The following is a 19673-nucleotide window of genomic DNA, read 5'->3' as shown; positions in this document are numbered from 1 at the left end:
TCTCAGGATGCATCCTGAAGGATCAGATCAGCCGCCCGCAGCGCCAGCATCATCGTGGGCGCATTGGTATTGCCTGACGTGATATTCGGAAAGGCCGAGGCATCGACCACGCGCACGCCCGCCAGCCCATGCACGCGCATACGCCCGTCAATGACCGAACCGCTGGCATCCCGGCCCATCCGGCAGGTGCAGGTCGGGTGGAACACGGTCGATGACCGGGCGCGGAAGTCCTCTAGCAATGCGTCGTCGTCCATATCCGCAAACCCCGGTGTTTTGCAGTCGCGCGTCACCGCCTGCAGCGTGGCGCTGTCCGCCAGCCGCCGCAGGAGTTTCACACCGCGCACCGCCGCCGCGCGGTCCTGTTCTGTCGCCAGCGAATTGGCATCGATTGCGGGCCGCGTGTAAGGATCAGCGCTGCGGATCATGACCGACCCGCGCGACGTTGGCCGGCACGGTTGAGCCGACAACAGATAGCCCGGCGTGCGGTCCAGAACAACCTCGCCGCGCGCAGAGATATCGTAAGACGCAGGATTGCAGAACAACTGCATGTCCGGCGCAGCAGCCCCGTCGTGGCTGCGGACAAAGCCGCCCATCTGGTTCACCGGCACCGCCAGCGGCCCGCGTCGCGTCGCCAGATAGCGCAGCCCTGCCAACATGCGTGGTATTTGGCGCCCCAACACATTGTTCAACGTGGGCGTCGTGGCGCGGAACTGGTAGGAAACCGCCAGATGGTCCTGCAGGTTGGCCCCCACATGGGGCAGATCGTGGCGCACCTCGATCCCCAGATCACGCAGCAGGCTGGCCGGGCCGACCCCGGACATCTGCAAGATCTGCGGCGAATTGATGGCCCCCGCGCTCAGGATGACCTCTTGGCGCGCATAAACCTGATGGGGCACGCCTTTGCGCTCATAGCTCAGGCCGGTCACCCGCCGCCCGTCAAAATTCAGCCCCGTGACATGGGCGCGATTGATCAGGCGGACCTTGTCCCGTTTCAGCGCAGGCCGCAGAAACGCATCCGCCGAGGACCAGCGCACGCCGCGACGCACCGTACTGCGGTAGGGGGTGATCCCTTCGGCCCCTTCACCGTTCATGTTGTGCGGCGTGGCAAACCCCGCATCACGGGCAGCCTCCAGAAAACGGCGCGAAAACGGGTGCATCTGGTCGCTCAGATCCTGCACCCAGACCGGCCCGCCGGGGGTCTCCGCATCCGATTGCGTCTCGATCCGGTCATAGGTCTCGCGCACCGCCTGCCAGTTCCAGCCTTCGGCGCCCGCCGCCTGCCAATCGTCGAAATCCTGCGGCAGACCGCGCACATAGGCCATCGCGTTGATCGAGCCGGAGCCGCCAACAACCTTGCCGCGCGGCCAGAAGCCGCTGCGCCCCTGCAACGCCGCATCGGCTTGCGTGTGATCACCCCAGTTGAGCGCAGGGTCGCGGTGCGTGATGGCATAGCCCACCGGCACCTTGATCCAGAACCGGCGATCGCTGCCGCCCGCTTCGAGCACGAGCACACTAAAACGCCCCGACGCGGACAGACGTTCGGCCAGAACGCAGCCTGCCGAGCCCGCACCCACGATCACATAGTCATATGTTTCGGCCATTTGTCTTGTCGCCTGCTGTCTCGTGCTTTCGGGGTCACAAATGACCCTTTGGGGCAGCAAGGCTCAAACAACGGTTATGACCGCAAAGACCCAAGACAGGTTACCCAATCGCGCTTGCACCCGCCTGCGCGCTTGCCCATGATTGCGCGGCAACGCCAAAGAGGTCTCCATGCGCAGGCTGCCCCATGTCACCTGGTTGCGGTCCTTCGAGGCCGCCGCCCGCCACAGTTCGTTCAGCGCCGCCGCAGGCGAGTTGAACCTGACCCCCGCTGCGGTCAGCCAGCAGATCCGCCTGCTCGAACAGCACCTCGGTGTGCAACTGTTCACCCGCAAGGCCAAGGGCGTGCACCTGACGGATGTGGGGCTGGCCTATGCGGCGCCGGTGCGAAAATCCTTTCAGGACATGCAGATCGCCACCGACGGGCTGTTCAGCCTGCCCAGCAAATCCATCGTGCGTGTGCGCTGTTCGATCTCTTTTGCGGCGCTGATCCTTGCGCCCTTGTTGCGCGATTTCACGCAGGCCCATCCAGACATCGACGTCGAGCTGTCCACCGCCGTCTGGTCCGATCGCATCGACGGCGAAGGCATCGATCTCGACATTCGCTATGGCGAGACCGACTGGCCCGAACACCGCATCCACCCGCTGACCGTCCAAGGCGCCACCATCGTCTGTCATCCCGATTATGCGGAACGGCTGGGATCGACACCCGATGCGCAAAGCCTTGCCGCGGCGGACATCGTCCAGATCGTCGGGTCAGAGCATGATTGGGACAGGCTGTTCGTGCAATGCGGCTTTGACGATACGCGCATCGACTACTGGCTGAAGGCCGATTCCTCGGTCATCGCGCTACAGATACTGTCAGCGGGCCAAGGCTGCGCCATCATCTCGCGCAGCTTTGCCCGCCGTGATCTGGAAGCCGGGCGACTGGTCGCCCCCTATGACCTGACCCTGCCCATGGCGGCCAATTTCACGCTGGTCGAACGCGATGATCTGCGCGGCAGGCGGGATGTAAAAACCTTCGTCGACTGGCTCTGCGCGCAGCATATCTAGACGGCCTGCGTCTTGAGCCAGTCGGTGAAACTGCGCGTGTCCTGCGACGGCACCGTGGGTGTGGTGACATAGTAGGCGGTGCCAAGGCTGATCGCCCCGTCGGGCCAGCGCTGTAACGCGCCTTCACGCTCGGCGCGTGCGGTGATGGATTGCCAGCCCAGCATCAGCCCCCGCCCGTCATAGACCGCCTGCGCGGCCTGCACGTAATTGTTGAACACCTGCCCGCCGCCCTTGGGGCGGGAAATATCACGCGCCTGAAAATAGTCCTCCCACCCCGCCCAATGCTGGTTGTGCGGGCTGCGCACGTGGATCAGATGCGCCCGGTCCAGCCCGGTGCCTTCGGCCAGCAGCCGTTCCACCAAGGCAGGCGCACCCACGGGGCAGATTTCCTCGTCGAACAGTTTCTCGGACCGCCCCTCGCGCCACCCGCCGCTGCCATAGCGCAAAGCCACGTCTACCCCCGGCGTCATCACCGGCAGATCGGTGGCGGGGGCCTGCACGTTGACCGTCACCTCCGGATGGGCGGCGTAGAATTCCGGCAGCCGCGGCATCAGCCAGTAGGTCGCCATGCCCAGCGTGCAGGAGACCGTGACCTGACGCTCGCCGCTGGCATGCAGCGCGCGGATGTCCTCAAGCGTGGCGCTGATCCGTCCCAGCCCCTCGCGCACCGCGCGGGCCAAAAGCTCGCCCGCTTCGGTCAATCGCGTGGGCCGCGTCGAACGATCCAACAGCGGCACGCCAACATGATCCTCCAACGCGCGCAGCGCCTGACTGACCGCAGGCTGGGTCACGTTCAAACGCGCGGCGGCCTCTCGCATGGAACCGTGGCGCGACAGCGCCTCGAAGGTGACCAGCAGGCGCAGAGGGGGAAAATGGTCCATGTCTCACAACATAAGCTATCGGTTAAGTAAGCATCACATGAATCGATCTGTCGTCAAGCCCCGGCTTCGTGAAATGCTGCATGGCAGAAACAGCAATCCCTCGTCCCTTGTGGAGATAGACAGATGAACGATCTCAGCCCGATGCAGACCCCCGGATCGGTTGCCTCCTTCACCGACAGCGGCCTGAACGTCACCTTGCGTGATGGGCAGACCCACTATTTCAACTACTACTGGCTGCGCGACAACTGCCCCACCTCGTTCAACGCGACCACGCGCGAACGCAGCTTTGATATCTTCCACCTCGACACCGCGCCCGTCGCCAAAGCCGCCGAGGTCAAAGGCGACGCACTGGAAATCATCTGGGCGCATGAGGACCACGTCACGCAGATGCCGCTGGACTGGCTGGAAACCTTTGCCGGTGGCAAGCGTCGCCACGATCCGTCCGATCTGCCGCGCAAGGCATGGTTTGGCGACCATTATCCGTCCGTTCCGCGTTTCTCGCAGCCCGAGCTGGTGTCTGACGATGCGACGCGCGCCAAATGGATCGAAGCCATGCTGGTGCACGGGTTCACCATCGTGACCGACATGCCCGACAGCGACGAGGGGCTGACCCAGACCGCCGAGCTGATGGGCTTTGTCCGGCCCACGTTCTTTGGCACCTATTTCGATGTGCGCACCCATATCAACCCGACCAACACCGCCTACACCGCAGGCGCGCTGGAACTGCACACAGACACTCCGGCCGAGGAATTCGCCCCCGGCATCCAGTTCCTGCACTGCCGCGCGAACACGGTTGATGGCGGTGAAAGCCTCTATGCCGATGGCGTGGCGGTGGCCAATGCCTTCCGCGAGCGTGACCCCGAAGGGTTCAAACTGCTCTCCGAGGTGGCGATCCCGTTCTACTGCGAACACGACACCTATGATGCGCGGTCGCGCCAGTATGTGATCGAGCTCGACCAGCACGGCGAGGTGTCCGGCCTGACGATCAGCCAGCACATGGCGGATATCTTCGATCTCGACCAGAAGCTGTTGGACGACTACTACCCCGCCTTCTGCCGCTTTGGCCGGATGCTGCAGGAAGAACAGTTCATGATGCGCTTCTTGATGAAGGGCGGCGAATGCATGGTCTTTGACAACCATCGCATCGTGCACGGGCGCGCAGCCTACACCGCCACCAGCGGCGACCGTTATCTGCGCGGCTGCTATGTGGATCGCTCTGAAATGCGGTCGACCTATCGTGCGCTGGTTAGCGAGGGACGGTTCAAGGCATGAACGCCCCCGTCACCCCCACCGACACAGAGACCACGCTGCGCCGTGACCTGTCAGACGCCTTTCGGATCTGCCACATGCTGGGGTGGAGCGAGAGCGTCGGCAACCATTTCAGCGCTGCAGTCTCTGCCGACGGGCATCAGTTCCTGCTGAACCCGAAGTGGCAACATTTCGCGACCATCGCGCCGCAGGATCTGCTGCTGCTCGACAGCCGCGACCCATCCGCCGCCGAGGGGCCGAATGCGCCCGATGCATCGGCGTGGTGTGTGCATGGCACTGTGCACCGCCGCCTGCCGGATGCGCGGGTGGTGTTGCACGCCCATACGCCCTACGCCACCGCGCTGGCCTGTCTGAAGAACCCCACCATGGTTCCCATCGACAACAACACCGCGCGGTTTTACGGGCGCACCGCCTATGATCTGGCCTTTGGCGGGATTGCGGACGCGACCGAAGAGGGCGAGCGGCTGGCCGAAACGCTTGGCAACAAGTCGGTTCTGGTCATGGGTAATCACGGTGTCACCATAGTGGGCGAAACCGTGGCAGATGCCTTTGAGGACCTGTATTTCTTTGAAAAGGCAGCGCAGACGCTGATCCTTGCACGGTCGAGCAATGAACCCTTGGCGGTTTTGTCGGACCGCGTGGCACAGGACACGGCTGACGGCTGGCGCGCCTATCGCGGCATGGCGGAAAAGCACTTCGCCTATCTGCGCAGCACCTTGCCCCCTATTGGCTAAAGGTCTGGCGGCCCATCGCGGGCCGCCATGCCTCACATCCGAATACTGCACCACACGCAGTCATGATCGGACAGCGGACGCCCATTTGCGTCCACCGATGACAGAACCCCCTTTGCCGTGCCGCTCAGACCCCTAGCTGCGAACCAGTCAAGCTTCATCACGCGGTCAGGGTGCGGGGTGATCAGGCTGGGGCGCGTGGTCGGGCCATCAGCAGTATTGCCCCAGTCATAGCCCTGCTGTTCGGCCAATGCGAAAAGCGTCTCGCGCCGCCAATCGAAATCCGGCGGCAAATGGTTGCCGGTGTTCAGATCCCCGCCAATCAGCACGGGCATATCCGGCGCGAACCGGTCAATGGCCTGCAGCAGCCGGTCAAATTGCGCGTGCCGGTGCGCGGCCGTGCCGTTGCTTTCCAAATGGGTCGAGACCACGCACAGCGGACCCCCTGCCCCATCCACCACAGCCAGCAGCGCCATCCGGTCACCCAGACGCGGCTGCTGCGGATCTGCGGCCCCTTCATCGGCGGCAAACCAATGCCCGTGATCGTTCAGCCGCAACATGGCGGTTTTCACGAATGGCACCGATGACAGGATCGCATTCCCGTGCCAGCCCCGCGCGTTGAAATCATCCGAGCAGAACTCCCGCTCTGTCGGGCCACCAAGGTCGAGCTCGAGGAACTCGACCCCGAAGGCATAGGTCATGCCCAACTCTGCGGCCATGACCTCGGTGGTGTGGCGCTGGCTGGTGCGCGCCATCCCGTGATCGACCTCTGACAGCAACACGATGTCAGGGGCAATGCCCGCCAGATGCGCGGCGGTGTCTTCGGGAAACAAGCAGCGTTCCACATTCCACGCCGCCACCGTAAGGTCAGCGGGCAACACAGTGGCGCGCGCGGTGCCACCAAGCTGGACCGCGTTCATGGCGGGCACCTCGGCCAGCAGGTCACGATGCGCGGCGGCGGTTTTTGGCGAGGACAGGATGCGCGCGCGCATCTCGTCCTCGACCAGCGGCAAGGCCGTGACAGTCTGGCTGATCACAGCGCGCGCCCCGTCTGCGGATCAAACAGCCGGATCGCATCTTGTTTCAGCGAGATCCGCGCAGGACCGGGGGCGGCCTGTGTTTCCTTGTCCACGTGAATGGTAAAGTCCTGATCCGCAAGACGCCCGTGCAACAACCGGTGCGCGCCCAGTTCCTCGACGATGTCGATGTCAAAGGCCACGGCCCCTTGCGCATCCAGCGATACATCCTCGGGGCGGATGCCCATGGTGATGGCCCCCTGCCCTGCCCCGGATGCGGCCAAAGCCGTGCCGCCGTTGACCATCACCTGACCCTGTTCAATGCGCGCATCCAGCAGGTTCATCGGCGGCGCACCCATGAAGCTGGCCACAAAGGTGGACGCCGGATGGTGATAGATCTCGTACGGGGTGCCGATCTGTTCGATCTTACCGGCGTTCAGCACGATGATCTTGTCGGCCATGGTCATCGCCTCGACCTGATCGTGGGTGACATAGACTGACGTCACCCCAAGACGCCGCTGCAGCGCTTTGATCTCGATCCGCATCTGATGGCGCAGCTTGGCGTCGAGATTTGACAGCGGCTCGTCGAACAAGAACAGCGCCGGATCCCGCACCACCGCACGGCCCATGGCCACACGCTGACGTTGCCCACCGGACAGCTGCGACGGCTTGCGGTCCAGATAGTCGGTGAGGTTCAGCATTTTCGCTGCCTCCTGCACCTTTTGTTCGATCACATCGGCAGCGATTTTGCGGTTCTTCAGACCGTAGCCGATGTTCTTGCGCACCGTCATATGCGGGTACAGCGCGTAATTCTGGAACACCATCGCGATGTCGCGATCGGCGGGGTCGACGTGGTTGACCACGCGATCACCGATGCGCAGCTCGCCTTCGGTGATGTCCTCTAGCCCCGCGATCATGCGCAGCAGGGTGGATTTCCCACAACCCGACGGGCCGACCAGAACCAGAAACTCGCCATCCTCGATAGAGAACGAAGTGGGTGTCACGGCCTCGAACCCGTTGGGGTAGACCTTGCGAATGTTGTTCAGAGACATTTGTGCCATGGGGCTGTCCTTATTTGTCCGACTCGGTGAGGCCCTTGACGAACCAGCGTTGGAAGAAAAGCACGACCAGAACCGGCGGCAGGATCGCCACCAGCGCCAGCATATTGGCGCGGCCGTATTCGGGGACGTTGTTGCCCTCCAGAACCTGCGTGATCTGTTTGATCCCGCGCACGAGGGTGAACATGTGCTCTTCGGTGGTGACCATCGTCGGCCAGAGATACTGGTTCCAGCCGTACACAAACATGATGATAAACATGGCCGCGATCATGGTCTGGCTGAGCGGCACAAGGATATCGACAAAGAACTTTACCGGCCCTGCCCCGTCTATGCGCGCGGCTTCGACCAGCTCTTCGGGGATGGAGCGGAAGAACTGGCGAAAGAAGAACGTGGCCGTCGCCGAAGCGATCAAAGGCACGATCAGGCCGGTGTAGCTATTAAGCAATCCCAGCTTCTGCGCGATCTCGTAGGACGGCAGAATGCGGACCTCCAGCGGCAACAGCAGCGTGGTAAAGATCAGCCAGAACGCGAAGGTGGCAAACCGCAGCCGGAAATAGACCAGCGCATAGGCCGCCATCATGCCGATCACGATTTTGCCGACCGCAAAACCGATGCCGAGGATCATGCTGTTTTTCAGCATCGACAGGCCGGTGTTTTCACCGGAAAAGCCAGAGGCTTCGAACATGGCTTTGGTGAAATTCTCGTCCAGTTGATCGCCCAGCAGCAGGCCGGGGCCGTTTTTCATCGTCTCCAGATCGGTGGTCGATGTGGTTTGCAGCACGATGTAGATCGGCAGCAGCATGAACAGGCTGCCAAGGATCAAGATCCCATGATCCAGCAGATTGGCCATCTTGAACCGGCGCACGGTCTTGGCGGGCTGTAGAGTGGTTGCGGCCAGCGCCGCAGCGTTTGCTTCGGACATCTGTCGCCCCTCAGGTATAGTGGATGCGGCGTTCGATCAGCCGGAACTGAAAGACCGTCAGCGCAAGGACAAGGACCATCAACACGACCGACTGCGCCGAGCTTCCGCCCAGATCGTTGCCGCGGAAGCCGTCGACGTAGACCTTGTAGACAAGGGTCATCGGGTTGTTGCCCGGCTCGCCTTTGACCAGCGTGTCCACGATGCCGAAGGTGTCGAACAGCGAATAGGTGATGTTGATGATCAACAAGAAGAACCCCGTCGGTGCCAGCAGTGGGAATGTCACATCCCAAAACCGCCCCGCCGCAGATCCGTTGTCGATCAGCGCCGCCTCGCGCACGGATTTCGGGATGGACTGCAGGCCGGACAGGAAGAAGATGAAATTCACCGGCACCTGTTTCCACACCGACACCAGCACCATCGCAAAGGCCGTGTCGTTGAAATTCACGCCAAGTTTGAAATCCCACCCGATGGAGCGCGCCAGTTCGGTCAGCGGGCCCCAGCTTTGGTTGAACATCAGCACACCGATGAAACCGGCGACCGGCGGTGCGACCGCATAGACCCACATCAACAAGGTGCGATAGGTTTTGGCACCACGCAGAACCTTGTCCGCCTTGACCGCCAGCAACAAGGCCAGCGCCAGCGAAAAGAACGTCACAAGGATCGAGAAGACGACTGTAAACTTGGCAATGCGCAAGTATTCCGAATTCCCCGCGAGATCCTTGTAGTTGTCCAGACCAACAAAGGTTGATCCGAACCCGAACGGGTCCTGGAGATAAAAGGACGACTGCACCGCATGGGCGGCGGGCCAGTAAAAGAAGACAGCGATGATGATCAACTGCGGCAAAAGCAGCAGGATCGGCAGCCATCGGGTGGTGAAACCTGCGCGTTTCATGAGACCTCCGAAGTGGGGAGAACGGCCGCAGCGTGCTGCGACCGTTCCTGTCTGTCAGAACAGCGGGTGGCTTAGTTCTGGGTCTTGGCGAAACGGGCCAGCAGGGCGTTCGCTTCGGTTTCGATGTTGGCGAATGCGTCATCGACCGAGGTTTCACCGGTCAGGATGCGGCCGTATTCGCGGTTCATCACGTCACGGATCTGGACGTAAAAGCCCATGCGGTAGCCTTTGGTGTTCTCACCTGCGGGCAGGGACAGCTGCTGGATGCCAACCTCGGCGGCGGGCTGCTCGTCGTAGTAGCCTTCGGCCTTTGCCATGTCGTAGGCGGCAGTGGTGATCGGAACGTAGCCGGTGTCCTTGTGCCAGAACACCTGGGTTTCCGGCTTGGTCAGGAATTCAAAGAACGCAGCCGTTGCCTTGTTTTCCTCGTCGGACTTGCCCGCCATGGCGAACAGGGCCGCACCGCCGATGAAGGTCTGCTTGGGCTCGGTCGTGACCGCTTCCCAATAGGGCAGATAGGTGGCGGAGAATTCAAACGGCAGGTCTTTTTTCGCCAGACCGCCGAAGGAGCCGGAGGAACCCAGCCAGATCGCGACCTTGCCTTCTTCGAACGGGGTCTGGTTGTCGCCCCAGCCGGTGCCGAACCATTCGAAATAGCCCTGCTCCTGCCAGTCGGTGACCGCCTCGAAGTGTGCCTTGATCGCGTCGTTGTTCACGAGGATCTCGGTGCCTTCGGCGCCGTCATAGCCGTTGTCGTTCGTGGCAAACGGCAGATCATGGCGGGACATGAAGTTCTCGGTAAAGATCCACGGCAGGTGCGACTGCGCCAGCGCGGTGTATCCGGCTTCTTTCAACGCAGGTGCGGTGGTCTCCTGGAACTCTTCCCAGGTTTTCGGCGGGGTCACGCCAGCCGCTTCAAGCGCGTCGACGTTGTAGTACATGATCGGCGAGGAGGAGTTGAACGGCATGCCGATCATTTTTCCTTCGCCATCGGCGTAGAAGTAACGCACGCCCGAGATATAGTCGTTGATGTCGAACTCGACACCGTTGCTCTCAAGCAGATCCTGCACCGGAACGGTCGCGCCCTGCGCGCCGATCACGGTGGCCGCGCCGGCGTCGAACACCTGCAGCACGTTGGGCTGTTCGCCCGCGCGGAAGGCCGCGATGCCAGCGGTCAGCGCCTCTTCGTAGGTGCCTTTGAACACGGGCGTGATGGTGTAGTCATCCTGCGACGCGTTGAAATCTTCGGCGATCTTGTTGACGGTCTCGCCAAGGGCGCCGCCCATGGCATGCCACCACGTGATTTCGGTTTCGGCAAACACTGCGGTCGCCGAGAATGCAAACGCGGCCGTGGCCGTTGCAAGCTTGAGGTGTGTCATCTCGTCTCTCCGTTTTTCGCCCTGTTCGGGACGTTTTCCCCGAACCGCTGATGCGGTCTGAGGCACTGCCTGAACGGCATGTGAACAACGCGCCCTTGGGCCGTCCTTCTCACGTCGCACAGATGTGCACACGTGTTCACATACGGAGCGTCCGTGACACTTGCGTGACGGTTTTCCAACATTCTTGACAAGAAGCGGGTCATGCAGCGACAGCTACGCCATGAGTTCCGATTGCCCCGTTCCCCCGTCACGGCCCCGCCGTGTCACCGCCAAAACCGTGGCCGAGGCCGCAGGCGTTTCGCGCTCTGCCGTCTCGCGTGCCTTTACGGACGGATCTTATCTTGATGCGGAAAAGCGCAAGCGGATCAAACAGGTGGCCGCCGAACTGGGGTATCAGCCCAATGCCCTCGCCGCTGGATTACAGGCGGGACAAAGCGGGCTTGTCGCCATTTTTGTCGGCAACATGCGCAGCACCTACGACACGGAATTCACCAATCATCTGGTGCGCGCACTGAACACGTTAAACAAATGGCCGATTCTCATCGACGGCAGTGACGAGGGCGCAAAGACGGCAATGGAGGCTTTGTTGCGCTATCCGCTGGACGCCATGATCCTGCGCGGCGGCAGCATGACCGAAGGCATTGTCGCGCAATGCACCCGTCTGGGCGTGCCCATGATCTCTTCGGGGCGACCGATCAGCGCCGCCCATGTGGACAATGTCTGTTGCCTGAATGCCGACGGCACGGCGCAGGCCACCCGAGTGTTGCTGGAGCGCGGCCGCCGCCGGATCGGGTTTATCGGCGGGCCGTCGGGATTTTATTCGTCGGGCGAGCGGCTGCGCGGTGTGACCGAAACGCTCGACACCACAGGGCTTTCCCTACAGGCCTGTTCCCATGGCGATTACACGGTCGACAGCGGGTATTCTGCTGCCCGCACAATGCTGGCGGCGCATCAGATTGACGGCTTGATCTGCGCCAATGATGCCACTGCGATTGGTGCGCTGACCGCCGCGCGCGACATGGGGATCGACGTGCCCAAGGCCCTGTCGGTCATCGGGTTCGACGATATCGGTATGGCGAAATGGCCGACATTCAACCTGACCACGGTGCGCAACCCGATTGACGCGGCTGTCTCACATATCGTGGATCTTCTGGAACGCAGGCTCGCGCAAACCGACAAACCCGCCGAGATGCGCCACACCCACCCCAGGGTTGTTCTGCGCGGAACGCATTGATCACCCCCACGGGCCGTTGCCGCCGCGATTTTGCCGCGTGGGTCTTGGCCGCAGTGGTTTGCGCGGTGCCGTAGCCCCCGCCATCTGTCGCAGCGCCGCAATCCGGTTCTCGGTCGCGGGGTGGGTCGCAAACAGATTGTCGCGTTTGTGGGCGTGCAACGGGTTGATAATGAACATATGCGCCGAAGCCGGATGGCGTTCGGCCACATCGTTGTCGATGCGCGCCGCCCCCTGTTGAATCCGCTCCAAGGCTGAGGCAAGCCACATCGGATTGCCACATATCTCGGCCCCTGCCTTATCCGCCGCATATTCGCGGGTGCGCGAGATCGCCATTTGCACCAGCATCGCCGCGAAAGGCGCAAGGAACATCATCGCCAAGGTCCCGATCAACCCCATCCGGTTGTCCCGCCCACCAAAGAACATGGCGAAATTGGCCAGCATCGTGATCGCACCGGCAAAGGTGGCGGTGATCGTCATGATCAGCGTGTCGCGGTTCTGAATATGCGCCAATTCATGCGCCACAACGCCTGCAAGCTCCTCGCGGCTGAGCGTTTGTATCAGGCCAGTGGTCACCGCGACGGCGGCGTTTTCGGGATTGCGCCCAGTGGCAAAGGCATTGGGCTGCGCCTCGTTTATGATGTAGACCGCAGGCATCGGAAGCTGCGCATTGGCCGACAATTGCGCCACCATATCGGTCAGCCCATAGCGGTCGCCGCGCGTCACCGGCTGGGCGTTGTGCATCCGCAGCACCGCCGTGTCAGACCCGTACCATGCATAAAGGTTCATGCCCGCAGCGACCACAAGCGCGATCAACGCGCCGCCGCTGCCGCCCAGAAGATACCCGACGCCCATGAACAACGCCGTCATGGCAGCCATCAAAATTCCGGTCTTTACGTATCCCATAGCCCGCTCTCAGCAATCTCTTTGCCAAAATATATGGGGGACGATCTCAGCTTGGCAAAGACAGGGAGCCATTAAAAATATCGCGCAGGCATGTTTCGGCCAGATCATTTTTTGGCAAAAACACCCCTTATGCGTGATAAAATGCGCACAACTATCCGAATTTCCCCGCCATGCTCTGGAACGAACCCGGCAATCGGCTGTTTATCCTGCGTACTCCGTGACGGAAGGAAAGACTGTGAGCAATACTTCGACCACGCCAGAGATGGAAACCGGCACTGTTTTGGTGCTGGATGACGAGGCGCTGATTGCGCTCGATCTGGCGGCGAGCGTCGAAGAGAGCGGTCGCACGGTCATCGGGCCCGCGCACAATCTGGATCAGGCATTCGATCTGATCGAAGACGTCACGCCCGAGGCGGCCCTTCTGGACATTAATATCGGGCGCAAGCAAGTCTGGCCGCTGGCCCGCGCCCTGCGCGCGCGCGGCACCCGACTGGTGTTTATCTCCGGCGACCTGAGCGAAGGCAACCTGCAGGCTGAATTCCGCGATGCGCCGCAGATCCACAAACCCGCCATGCCCGATCACATCCAGAACGCATTGGCGCAGGAACCACAGCGCCGCACCGCCTGACCCTAGCCGTCGCAGGGGAATGCCAGTTTACGCTGGAACCCCCCGTCAATCGGGCCGGCATTGACGGTGGCGCCAAGCTGTTTGGCCGTCGCATCCACCAACGCGGTGCCAAACCCGTTGCCTGTGGTCGCAGCCCCGTTGCCGCCGGTTTCGCGCCAATCCACATGCGCCATGCCATCTGCTACGGAAATCGACACGTCGATGCGCCCGTCATCCACCGACAGCGCGCCGTATTTCGTCGAATTCGTCCCCCATTCGTGCAGGATCAGCGCAATCGAGGTCATCTGATCGATCCTCACCGGCGCAGCGTCGCCGGTAATCTCGACCGTCTGCGATGACAGCGACGGGCGCAGCACCGTCTCGATCACCTCGCGCACAGGTGCAGGACGAACATCGGCGCCATTGTTGGTCAGCCCGTGGCTTTCGGCCAGCGACCGGATGCGCGCGCGAAGCCCCATCGCAAATTCCGACACATCCGACGCCTCGCGCGCGGAAATCGAGATCAGCGCCGAGATGATCGCGAACAGGTTTTTCACCCGATGGTTCATCTCGCGGATCATCAGTTCCCGCTGATCCAGCAGATCACGCTCGGCGGTGACGTCATAAGTCACCCCGATAAATTTGTTGTCCAGACTGTCACCATAGCGCCGCCCCATGCCGTGCAGCCAGCGACGCCCGCCATCGCGCAACGGCAAGGCAAAGATCTCGTTGAAATCGCGCGTGCCGTCCATTGCCTGTCGCAGGGCACCGTTCACCCTATCGCGAGCCTCGGGTTCGAGACGGGCCAGAATGGTTTCCATCTGCGCGCCCTCTTCGGGGTCAACGTCCAGCAATTCCCGTTCCGTCTCGTCGATGCGGGTCTGGTCAGAGACGGGTTCATATTCCCAAACGCCGATCCGCGCGACCTTCAACGCCAGTTGCAGGCGGTGGCGTTCCTCTTCGAGATTGCGTTCAAGTTTCAGCGTATCCGTCACATCCGCCAGAACCAGCGTCGCCCCGGCGTACGTTCCGTCATTGCGTTTGTACGGCAGCGCCCGCGCGACAAAATCCTGATCCGTGTCTTCGGAATGCACGCGGAATTCCTGCGCGCTCGCCTCTCCCGCGGCCTGCGCCAAGGGTCCCACGAAATCCGTGCCGCTCAACCCGCCGGACACATCGCCAAAGCGGTGACCCACGCTGCCCTTTTCCAGACCGAACAGCTGGCCTGCCGCTTCGGTGAAGCTGCGCACGCGCAGATCCTGATCAACCACAACCACCGCAAGCTCTGTGGAATTGAAGAAGTTCGACAGATCCGTGTTGGCCACGACCAATTCATCAACCTTGCTTTTCAGCTCATCGTTAACTGTGGTCAGCTCTTCGTTGGTCGACTGAAGCTCTTCGTTCATCGACAACATTTCTTCGTTCGAGCTTTTGAGCTCTTCGTTGGTGGTTTCCAACTCCTCGACGGTGGTGTCGAGCCGGTGGCGCGTGCTTTGCAACTCCAGTTCGAGATAGCGCAGATGACCATCGCCGGGCTCGATTTCCTCAAACCCGTCAGGCACTGAAGGCACCAGCACGCCGGTCTCGCGCAGAATCACCAGAACGGTTCCGTCCTCCAGCGGTTCGCACATCACGTCACAGCCCAGTTTCCCAAGGCCCGTGTCCACCTGCACGTCGCGCACCAACAGCTTGCGCTGCTTGGACGAGGCGTCGCGGATCTGGCCACCGATCACCTCGCGCAGGCCGTGTTTGGCCAGACTGGGCACGTGCAATGACCGTTCCCGCCCGTCAGGAAAATCAAGGAACTTAGACAGATTCCCGTACCTGTGCAGCAGATTGCCCCCGGAATCCACCAACATGCTGGCCGGCGCATACGCCTCTGCCAGTCGCCGCAAAGCGGTCTGCTCGGCGGAGTTCTGGTTCGGACGGCGCGTTGTTTGCACCGAAAAGGGCTGCGGGGTCGGCAAATTGGGCCGATTTTGTTGCGGCAAACGCAGGCTGTAGCGGGCGGCCCCCTTTTGTCGCCGGAACAATCGCGCGGATTGGCTGACAATGCGGAACATGTCCTCGTAGCGGCTGATCGCCTCGGATGCGCCAAGGAAAAGATAGCCATCCTCGCGCAGCGAGAAATGCAGCAAAGGCACCACGTCACGCTGAAGGCTCTCGTCGAAATAGATCAACAGGTTCCGGCAGGACACCAGATCAATTTTGGAAAACGGCGGGTCCTTGATCACGCTATGCAGGCTGAACCGCACCATATCGCGGATATTCTGCGTGATGGTAAAGCTGTTGCTGCCCGCCACCGTGTACCGGTTGCGCAGATCCTCGGGGATGTCGGGCAAGGCGGACAGCGGATAGGCCCCTGCCCGCGCAATATCCAGCATTTTCGGGTCAATATCCGTGGCAAAGACCTGCACCAAAGGTTTCTTGCCAGCCATCAGCATCGCGCGGTGCAACAGCATCGCAATGGAATAGGCCTCCTCGCCGCTGGAACATCCCGCCACCCACACGCGGATTTCCCCGTCAGGATCGCAACTGTCGACCAAGGGACGCACCACCATCTCGTCAAGATGACCGAATTCCACCGGATCACGGAAAAACCGCGTGACGTTGATCAACAGGTCCTGGAACAGGGCTGCGCATTCCTCATCATCGGAGCGCACGATTGTCAGATAGTCGCGCGGGGATTCCAGACCGCGCACCTGCATGCGGCGCGCAATCCTGCGCGACAGCGTCGATCGTTTGTATTTGGTGAAATCATGGCCCAGCCGGTGCTGGATCGTGTCGCAGATGTCCTTGATGAAATCGAAAATCTCGGTGGACACATCCGCCTGCTTTTGTGTCTCCGAGAAATCAAAGAACCGGTTGAGGATGTTCAGAATGTCAGACGGATGCGCTACGTAATCCGCCAGACCGGTTCCGATGGCAGAGGTCGGCATCCCGTCATAGCTCGCGCTTTCGGGATCCTGGACCACGCAGACCCCGCCGTATTCCTTGATCGCGCGCAAACCGCGCGTGCCATCCGCGCCGGTGCCCGACAAAATCACACAGGCCGACAGCGGCCCGCAGTCCCGCGCCAGTGTTTCAAAGAAATCGTCGATCGGGCGGCGCAACCCGCGCGGATCGGTGAACTCTGTCAGATGCAGCCGCCCCGCTTGGATGGACAGCCCGTGCCCCGGCGGGATCACATAGATATGGTCCTGCTCCAACACTTCGCCGCCTGCAGCCTGCGTCACGGTCATCGACGTATAGCGTTCGATCAACTGCGCCATAAGCGATTCATGGTTCGGATCGAGATGCTGGATCACGACAAAGGACATGCCCAGCTTGACGTCGCCCGCAGGCCCAGAAAACAGCTCGCGCAGCGCCTCCAGCCCTCCGGCAGAGGCGCCAACACCGACGACGGGAAACGCATTTTTCATCTGTTCAGTAATCCAATCGCGTGCGCGCCACGAGCGCGGTTGTATTCGCCATGATCGTATAGCTTCCCATGATCTCGATCTGATCAGGGCTCAACACATCGCGCAAGGCCTGAACATCGCGCGCCAGCGTTTCCGCATAGGCCGCCGCCGATTGCGCCGTGGCCCGCGTGACGTCGAATTGCGATGCAAGGATCAGCCAAGGCGCGCCGTTGCGCAGCAGCTTCGACATGTACACAAGGTTAATGAACGGCGTGCCGTCTTTACGCTCGTTCGGGATCAGAAACTGGTCGTCGGCGGCCCCGTCGGAATAGATAAATTCGCGCATCCGATCCCGCACCGGTCCCGCGCCATCGTTTGGCTGTAAAAAGCGGCAATTGCGGCCAATGACCTCGTCGCGATCATATCCAGTCATGGTCAGGAAACGCTCGCTCGCCCCGACCAGGGGACAATCCGCCTGTGTCAGATCGCCGATGGTCACCGCAATAGAGCTGCGTCCCAAAAGATCGGCAATCGGTGTCGGCAGCGTCATTTTGCATTCCAATTCCGGCACTTACTCTCCTGGTGACTGTATCGCTGATCGAAGACAGCTTCAAACCCGTTCGCACCAAGTTTAGGGCAATGATTTGCCTTGGACAGCCCTTGTGATCCCTGTTCTGGCAAACCTAAGATTGCGGCATGATGTTCTCTTGCGACACGCCGCTTTTCAGTTGTCGGATCGCCCCCTTGGGTGGGGTCCGGCCCCTGCCCTCTCGATACAGTGCCACGGGCGTGCCGAAACGCCAGCTGGAATTTCTGACGGGCCGCGCCTTGGCGGAACAGTGTCTGACGGCGCAAGGTGCCTCGGAAACCTACGTCGCGCGGGGTGACAATCGCGCGCCGATTTGGCCGGATGGGTTTTGTGGGTCGATCAGCCACAGCGATCAGCTTTGCGCGGCCATTGCGGGACGGGCGGAGAATGTACCGGGGATTGGCGTAGATCTGGCTGAGGAAAAATCGGTCGAGGCCGCACTGTCAGACGTTGTCTGCCACCCTGATGACGACCCACAGCTGACCCTGACCGAGCTGTTCTGCGCGAAAGAGGCGTTTTACAAATTGTGGCACCCTGTGACGGATGTATTTTTGGAGTTTCGGGATGTGGTGCTGCGCATCGACGATGGGCACATCACGGCGGAGGTGATGAAAGCACACAGGCCAAGTGACAAACTATCCGGGACCACGGGCCGCATTTGGCGTGTCGCCGGTCATCATCTGTCCGCATTCAGCGCAGGCCCGCACGCGATAGAGGCCCTCAACACCTTGGGGCATATGCTGAAAATCGAACAGGGGGCCTAAAGCCCCCTGCCCTGTCATAAGCTTAGCGCTTGGACTTCGGCGTCCATGCGAACTGCTGCATCGGCGCGTCCACAGGCGTTTCCGCCAAGTGGTTGGTGTAGTTGGACATCACTTTCTGAGCGATGCCCAGAACGATTTCCAGCACCTGCTGCTCGCCGTAGCCTGCGGCATAGAACGCCTCGAGGTCAGCGTCGGTCGGGTTACCGCGGCTGTCGGTCATTTTCAGCGTGAAGGTGCGCAGCGCTTCCAGCTTTTCGCTGGGCAGCGGGGTTTCGTCACGCAGCGCGTTGGAAATCGCGTCGTCGACCTTCATCATCTTTGCAATGCCGGTGTGCGCGGGAACGCAGTAGTGGCATTCGTGGTAGACGTTGATGGTCTGCCAAACGACGGTCTTCTCATCCGCGTCGAAAGAGGTCTCTTCCGCAAACAGGCGGTGCAGAACCTGATAGCCGTCCAGCAGCGACGGCGCGCGCGCCATCACAGCGTGCAGACCTGGCAGGCGGCCAAAGGCGGCTTTGGATTTCGCGATCAGCGGCTGGGATGCTTCGGGTGCGTTGGTTTCGTCGAGCTTTTCGAACTTTGCCATGGGGTAATCCTCTCTGGGCGTCGTTTCGGATGCCCCCTACCTGACAATTCTTGAGTGATTGCTCAACACCTTTCTTGAACGATCACTCAACACATCTTTGTGAGCACATTGCCCCCCTGCCCCGCCATGCGGTACAACACCCGCCATGGCACGCCACGCAACATACGACCGCGACACCGCCCTTGAGGCCGCGATGAACCTTTTCTGGACGAAAGGCTATCACGCCACGTCCCTGAAGGATCTCGAACATGCGCTCTCGATGAAGCCCGGCTCGATCTATGCGGCGTTCCAAAGCAAGGAAGCCCTGTTCCGCGCGACCATCGGACGCTATGCCGACCGCATGGCAGGCGATATGGAGCGGATGATCGACACCAGCCCTGCCCCGCTTGCCGCACTGCAGGCGCACCTGCGCAGCCTGTCGGTTCTGTCGCCCTGCGATCGTCCGTCGACCGCCTGCATGTTGGTGAAATCCCTGCTCGAAGTTCAACAAGACAGCGCGCTGCGCGCGCTGATCGTCGAACAGCTTGACCGGATCGAAGGGCTGATCGCCCGCGCCTTGGACCGCGCGCAGGAAACATCGGAACTGCCCGCCACCTGCGACACCCGTCGGGTGGCCCGCCGCATCCAGACCTATATCTTTGGCCTGAAGGTGCAGGCGCAACGCGAAACCGATCCGCAGCAGATGACGGAACTGTGTGACGACCTCGCCGACGAGCTGGGGCGCCTGGCGCAGGGCTAACACAGAACGCGCTGGCAAAGCGCCCGCTTCTCGACGCATGCTGCGGATGA

Annotated in this window: 18 protein-coding genes; 7 read left to right on the top strand and 11 right to left on the bottom strand. The window is 61.5% G+C overall.

Features of this window, described 5'->3' with window-relative positions; genetic code table 11:
* Positions 1-2: 2 nt before the first annotated feature.
* The gene (locus ACN5AZ_RS14375; RefSeq protein WP_419429587.1) at positions 3-1601 is read right to left on the bottom strand and encodes a GMC family oxidoreductase; all 1599 of its coding nucleotides are present in this window, start codon (positions 1599-1601) and stop codon (positions 3-5) included.
* Positions 1602-1770: 169 nt separating this feature from the next.
* Between ACN5AZ_RS14375 and ACN5AZ_RS14370 the strand changes: the two genes are divergently transcribed.
* Entirely contained in the window at positions 1771-2652 is an 882-nt protein-coding gene (locus ACN5AZ_RS14370; protein WP_419429586.1) for a LysR substrate-binding domain-containing protein, read from the top strand.
* Here ACN5AZ_RS14370 and ACN5AZ_RS14365 read toward each other — a convergent pair.
* Positions 2649-3533 (bottom strand): LysR family transcriptional regulator, encoded by an 885-nt coding sequence (locus tag ACN5AZ_RS14365; RefSeq protein WP_419429585.1) that lies wholly within the window; start codon positions 3531-3533, stop codon positions 2649-2651. The genes ACN5AZ_RS14370 and ACN5AZ_RS14365 overlap by 4 nt on opposite strands.
* Before the next feature lie 123 nt (positions 3534-3656).
* On the opposite strand from ACN5AZ_RS14365, the gene ACN5AZ_RS14360 reads away from it, so the two are divergent.
* Both ACN5AZ_RS14360 and ACN5AZ_RS14355 read left to right on the top strand, forming a co-directional pair.
* Positions 3657-4805, top strand: a complete 1149-nt coding sequence (locus ACN5AZ_RS14360; RefSeq protein WP_419429584.1) for a TauD/TfdA family dioxygenase — start codon at positions 3657-3659, stop codon at positions 4803-4805.
* A complete protein-coding gene (locus ACN5AZ_RS14355) occupies positions 4802-5536 on the top strand; it encodes a class II aldolase/adducin family protein (RefSeq protein WP_419429583.1) in 735 nt (244 codons plus the stop codon). The genes ACN5AZ_RS14360 and ACN5AZ_RS14355 overlap by 4 nt, the downstream gene beginning before the upstream one ends.
* Positions 5537-5568: 32 nt before the next feature.
* Here ACN5AZ_RS14355 and ACN5AZ_RS14350 read toward each other — a convergent pair whose 3' ends face one another.
* The 5 genes from ACN5AZ_RS14350 to ACN5AZ_RS14330 all read right to left on the bottom strand — a co-directional run bounded on the left by ACN5AZ_RS14350 (position 5569) and on the right by ACN5AZ_RS14330 (position 10800).
* The gene (locus ACN5AZ_RS14350; protein ID WP_419429687.1) at positions 5569-6567 is read right to left on the bottom strand and encodes an endonuclease/exonuclease/phosphatase family protein; all 999 of its coding nucleotides are present in this window, start codon (positions 6565-6567) and stop codon (positions 5569-5571) included.
* Positions 6567-7610, bottom strand: a complete 1044-nt coding sequence (locus ACN5AZ_RS14345) for an ABC transporter ATP-binding protein (protein ID WP_419429582.1) — start codon at positions 7608-7610, stop codon at positions 6567-6569. Before ACN5AZ_RS14345 ends, ACN5AZ_RS14350 begins: the two co-directional genes overlap by 1 nt.
* Before the next feature lie 10 nt (positions 7611-7620).
* Positions 7621-8457 (bottom strand): ABC transporter permease subunit, encoded by an 837-nt coding sequence (locus ACN5AZ_RS14340; protein ID WP_419429686.1) that lies wholly within the window; start codon positions 8455-8457, stop codon positions 7621-7623.
* Between the two features lie 82 nt (positions 8458-8539).
* Positions 8540-9421: an ABC transporter permease subunit gene (locus ACN5AZ_RS14335; protein ID WP_419429581.1), complete on the bottom strand. Its 882-nt coding sequence runs from the start codon at positions 9419-9421 to the stop codon at positions 8540-8542.
* Between the two features lie 71 nt (positions 9422-9492).
* Entirely contained in the window at positions 9493-10800 is a 1308-nt protein-coding gene (locus tag ACN5AZ_RS14330) for an extracellular solute-binding protein (protein ID WP_419429580.1), read from the bottom strand.
* Between the two features lie 220 nt (positions 10801-11020).
* Between ACN5AZ_RS14330 and ACN5AZ_RS14325 the strand changes: the two genes are divergently transcribed.
* Complete coding sequence (locus ACN5AZ_RS14325) at positions 11021-12034, top strand: LacI family DNA-binding transcriptional regulator (protein ID WP_419429579.1); 1014 nt, start codon at positions 11021-11023, stop codon at positions 12032-12034.
* Here the strand turns inward: ACN5AZ_RS14325 and htpX are convergent, their stop codons facing one another.
* Positions 12035-12937, bottom strand: coding sequence for a zinc metalloprotease HtpX (gene htpX, locus ACN5AZ_RS14320; RefSeq protein ID WP_419429578.1), 903 nt, complete (start codon positions 12935-12937; stop codon positions 12035-12037).
* A 235-nt stretch (positions 12938-13172) separates the two neighbouring features.
* Here htpX and ACN5AZ_RS14315 point away from each other — a divergent pair, with 235 nt between their 5' ends.
* Positions 13173-13565 carry a hypothetical protein gene (locus tag ACN5AZ_RS14315; RefSeq protein ID WP_419429577.1) on the top strand — a complete coding sequence of 131 codons (393 nt, stop codon included), beginning with the start codon at positions 13173-13175 and terminating at the stop codon, positions 13563-13565.
* A 2-nt stretch (positions 13566-13567) separates the two neighbouring features.
* Here the strand turns inward: ACN5AZ_RS14315 and ACN5AZ_RS14310 are convergent, their stop codons facing one another.
* On the bottom strand, positions 13568-16966 hold the full coding sequence (locus ACN5AZ_RS14310) for a CheR family methyltransferase (protein WP_419429576.1): 3399 nt from the start codon (positions 16964-16966) through the stop codon (positions 13568-13570).
* Positions 16967-16970: 4 nt separating this feature from the next.
* Positions 16971-17495, bottom strand: coding sequence for a PAS domain-containing protein (locus ACN5AZ_RS14305; protein ID WP_419429575.1), 525 nt, complete (start codon positions 17493-17495; stop codon positions 16971-16973).
* Positions 17496-17641: 146 nt separating this feature from the next.
* Here ACN5AZ_RS14305 and ACN5AZ_RS14300 point away from each other — a divergent pair, with 146 nt between their 5' ends.
* Positions 17642-18298 carry a 4'-phosphopantetheinyl transferase family protein gene (locus ACN5AZ_RS14300; protein ID WP_419429574.1) on the top strand — a complete coding sequence of 219 codons (657 nt, stop codon included), beginning with the start codon at positions 17642-17644 and terminating at the stop codon, positions 18296-18298.
* 22 nt (positions 18299-18320) lie between these two features.
* On the opposite strand, the gene ACN5AZ_RS14295 is transcribed toward ACN5AZ_RS14300, so the two are convergent.
* On the bottom strand, positions 18321-18884 hold the full coding sequence (locus ACN5AZ_RS14295) for a carboxymuconolactone decarboxylase family protein (protein ID WP_419429573.1): 564 nt from the start codon (positions 18882-18884) through the stop codon (positions 18321-18323).
* A gap of 145 nt (positions 18885-19029) precedes the next feature.
* On the opposite strand from ACN5AZ_RS14295, the gene ACN5AZ_RS14290 reads away from it, so the two are divergent.
* Positions 19030-19623, top strand: coding sequence for a TetR/AcrR family transcriptional regulator (locus tag ACN5AZ_RS14290; RefSeq protein WP_419429572.1), 594 nt, complete (start codon positions 19030-19032; stop codon positions 19621-19623).
* Positions 19624-19673 lie beyond the last annotated feature (50 nt).

Origin of the sequence: Sagittula sp. SSi028, from assembly GCF_048553715.1 — a bacterium.
Classification (GTDB): Bacteria; Pseudomonadota; Alphaproteobacteria; order Rhodobacterales; family Rhodobacteraceae; genus Sagittula.
Note: the sequence above shows the minus strand (reverse complement) of the source record. Positions and strands in the feature narration are given on the sequence as shown.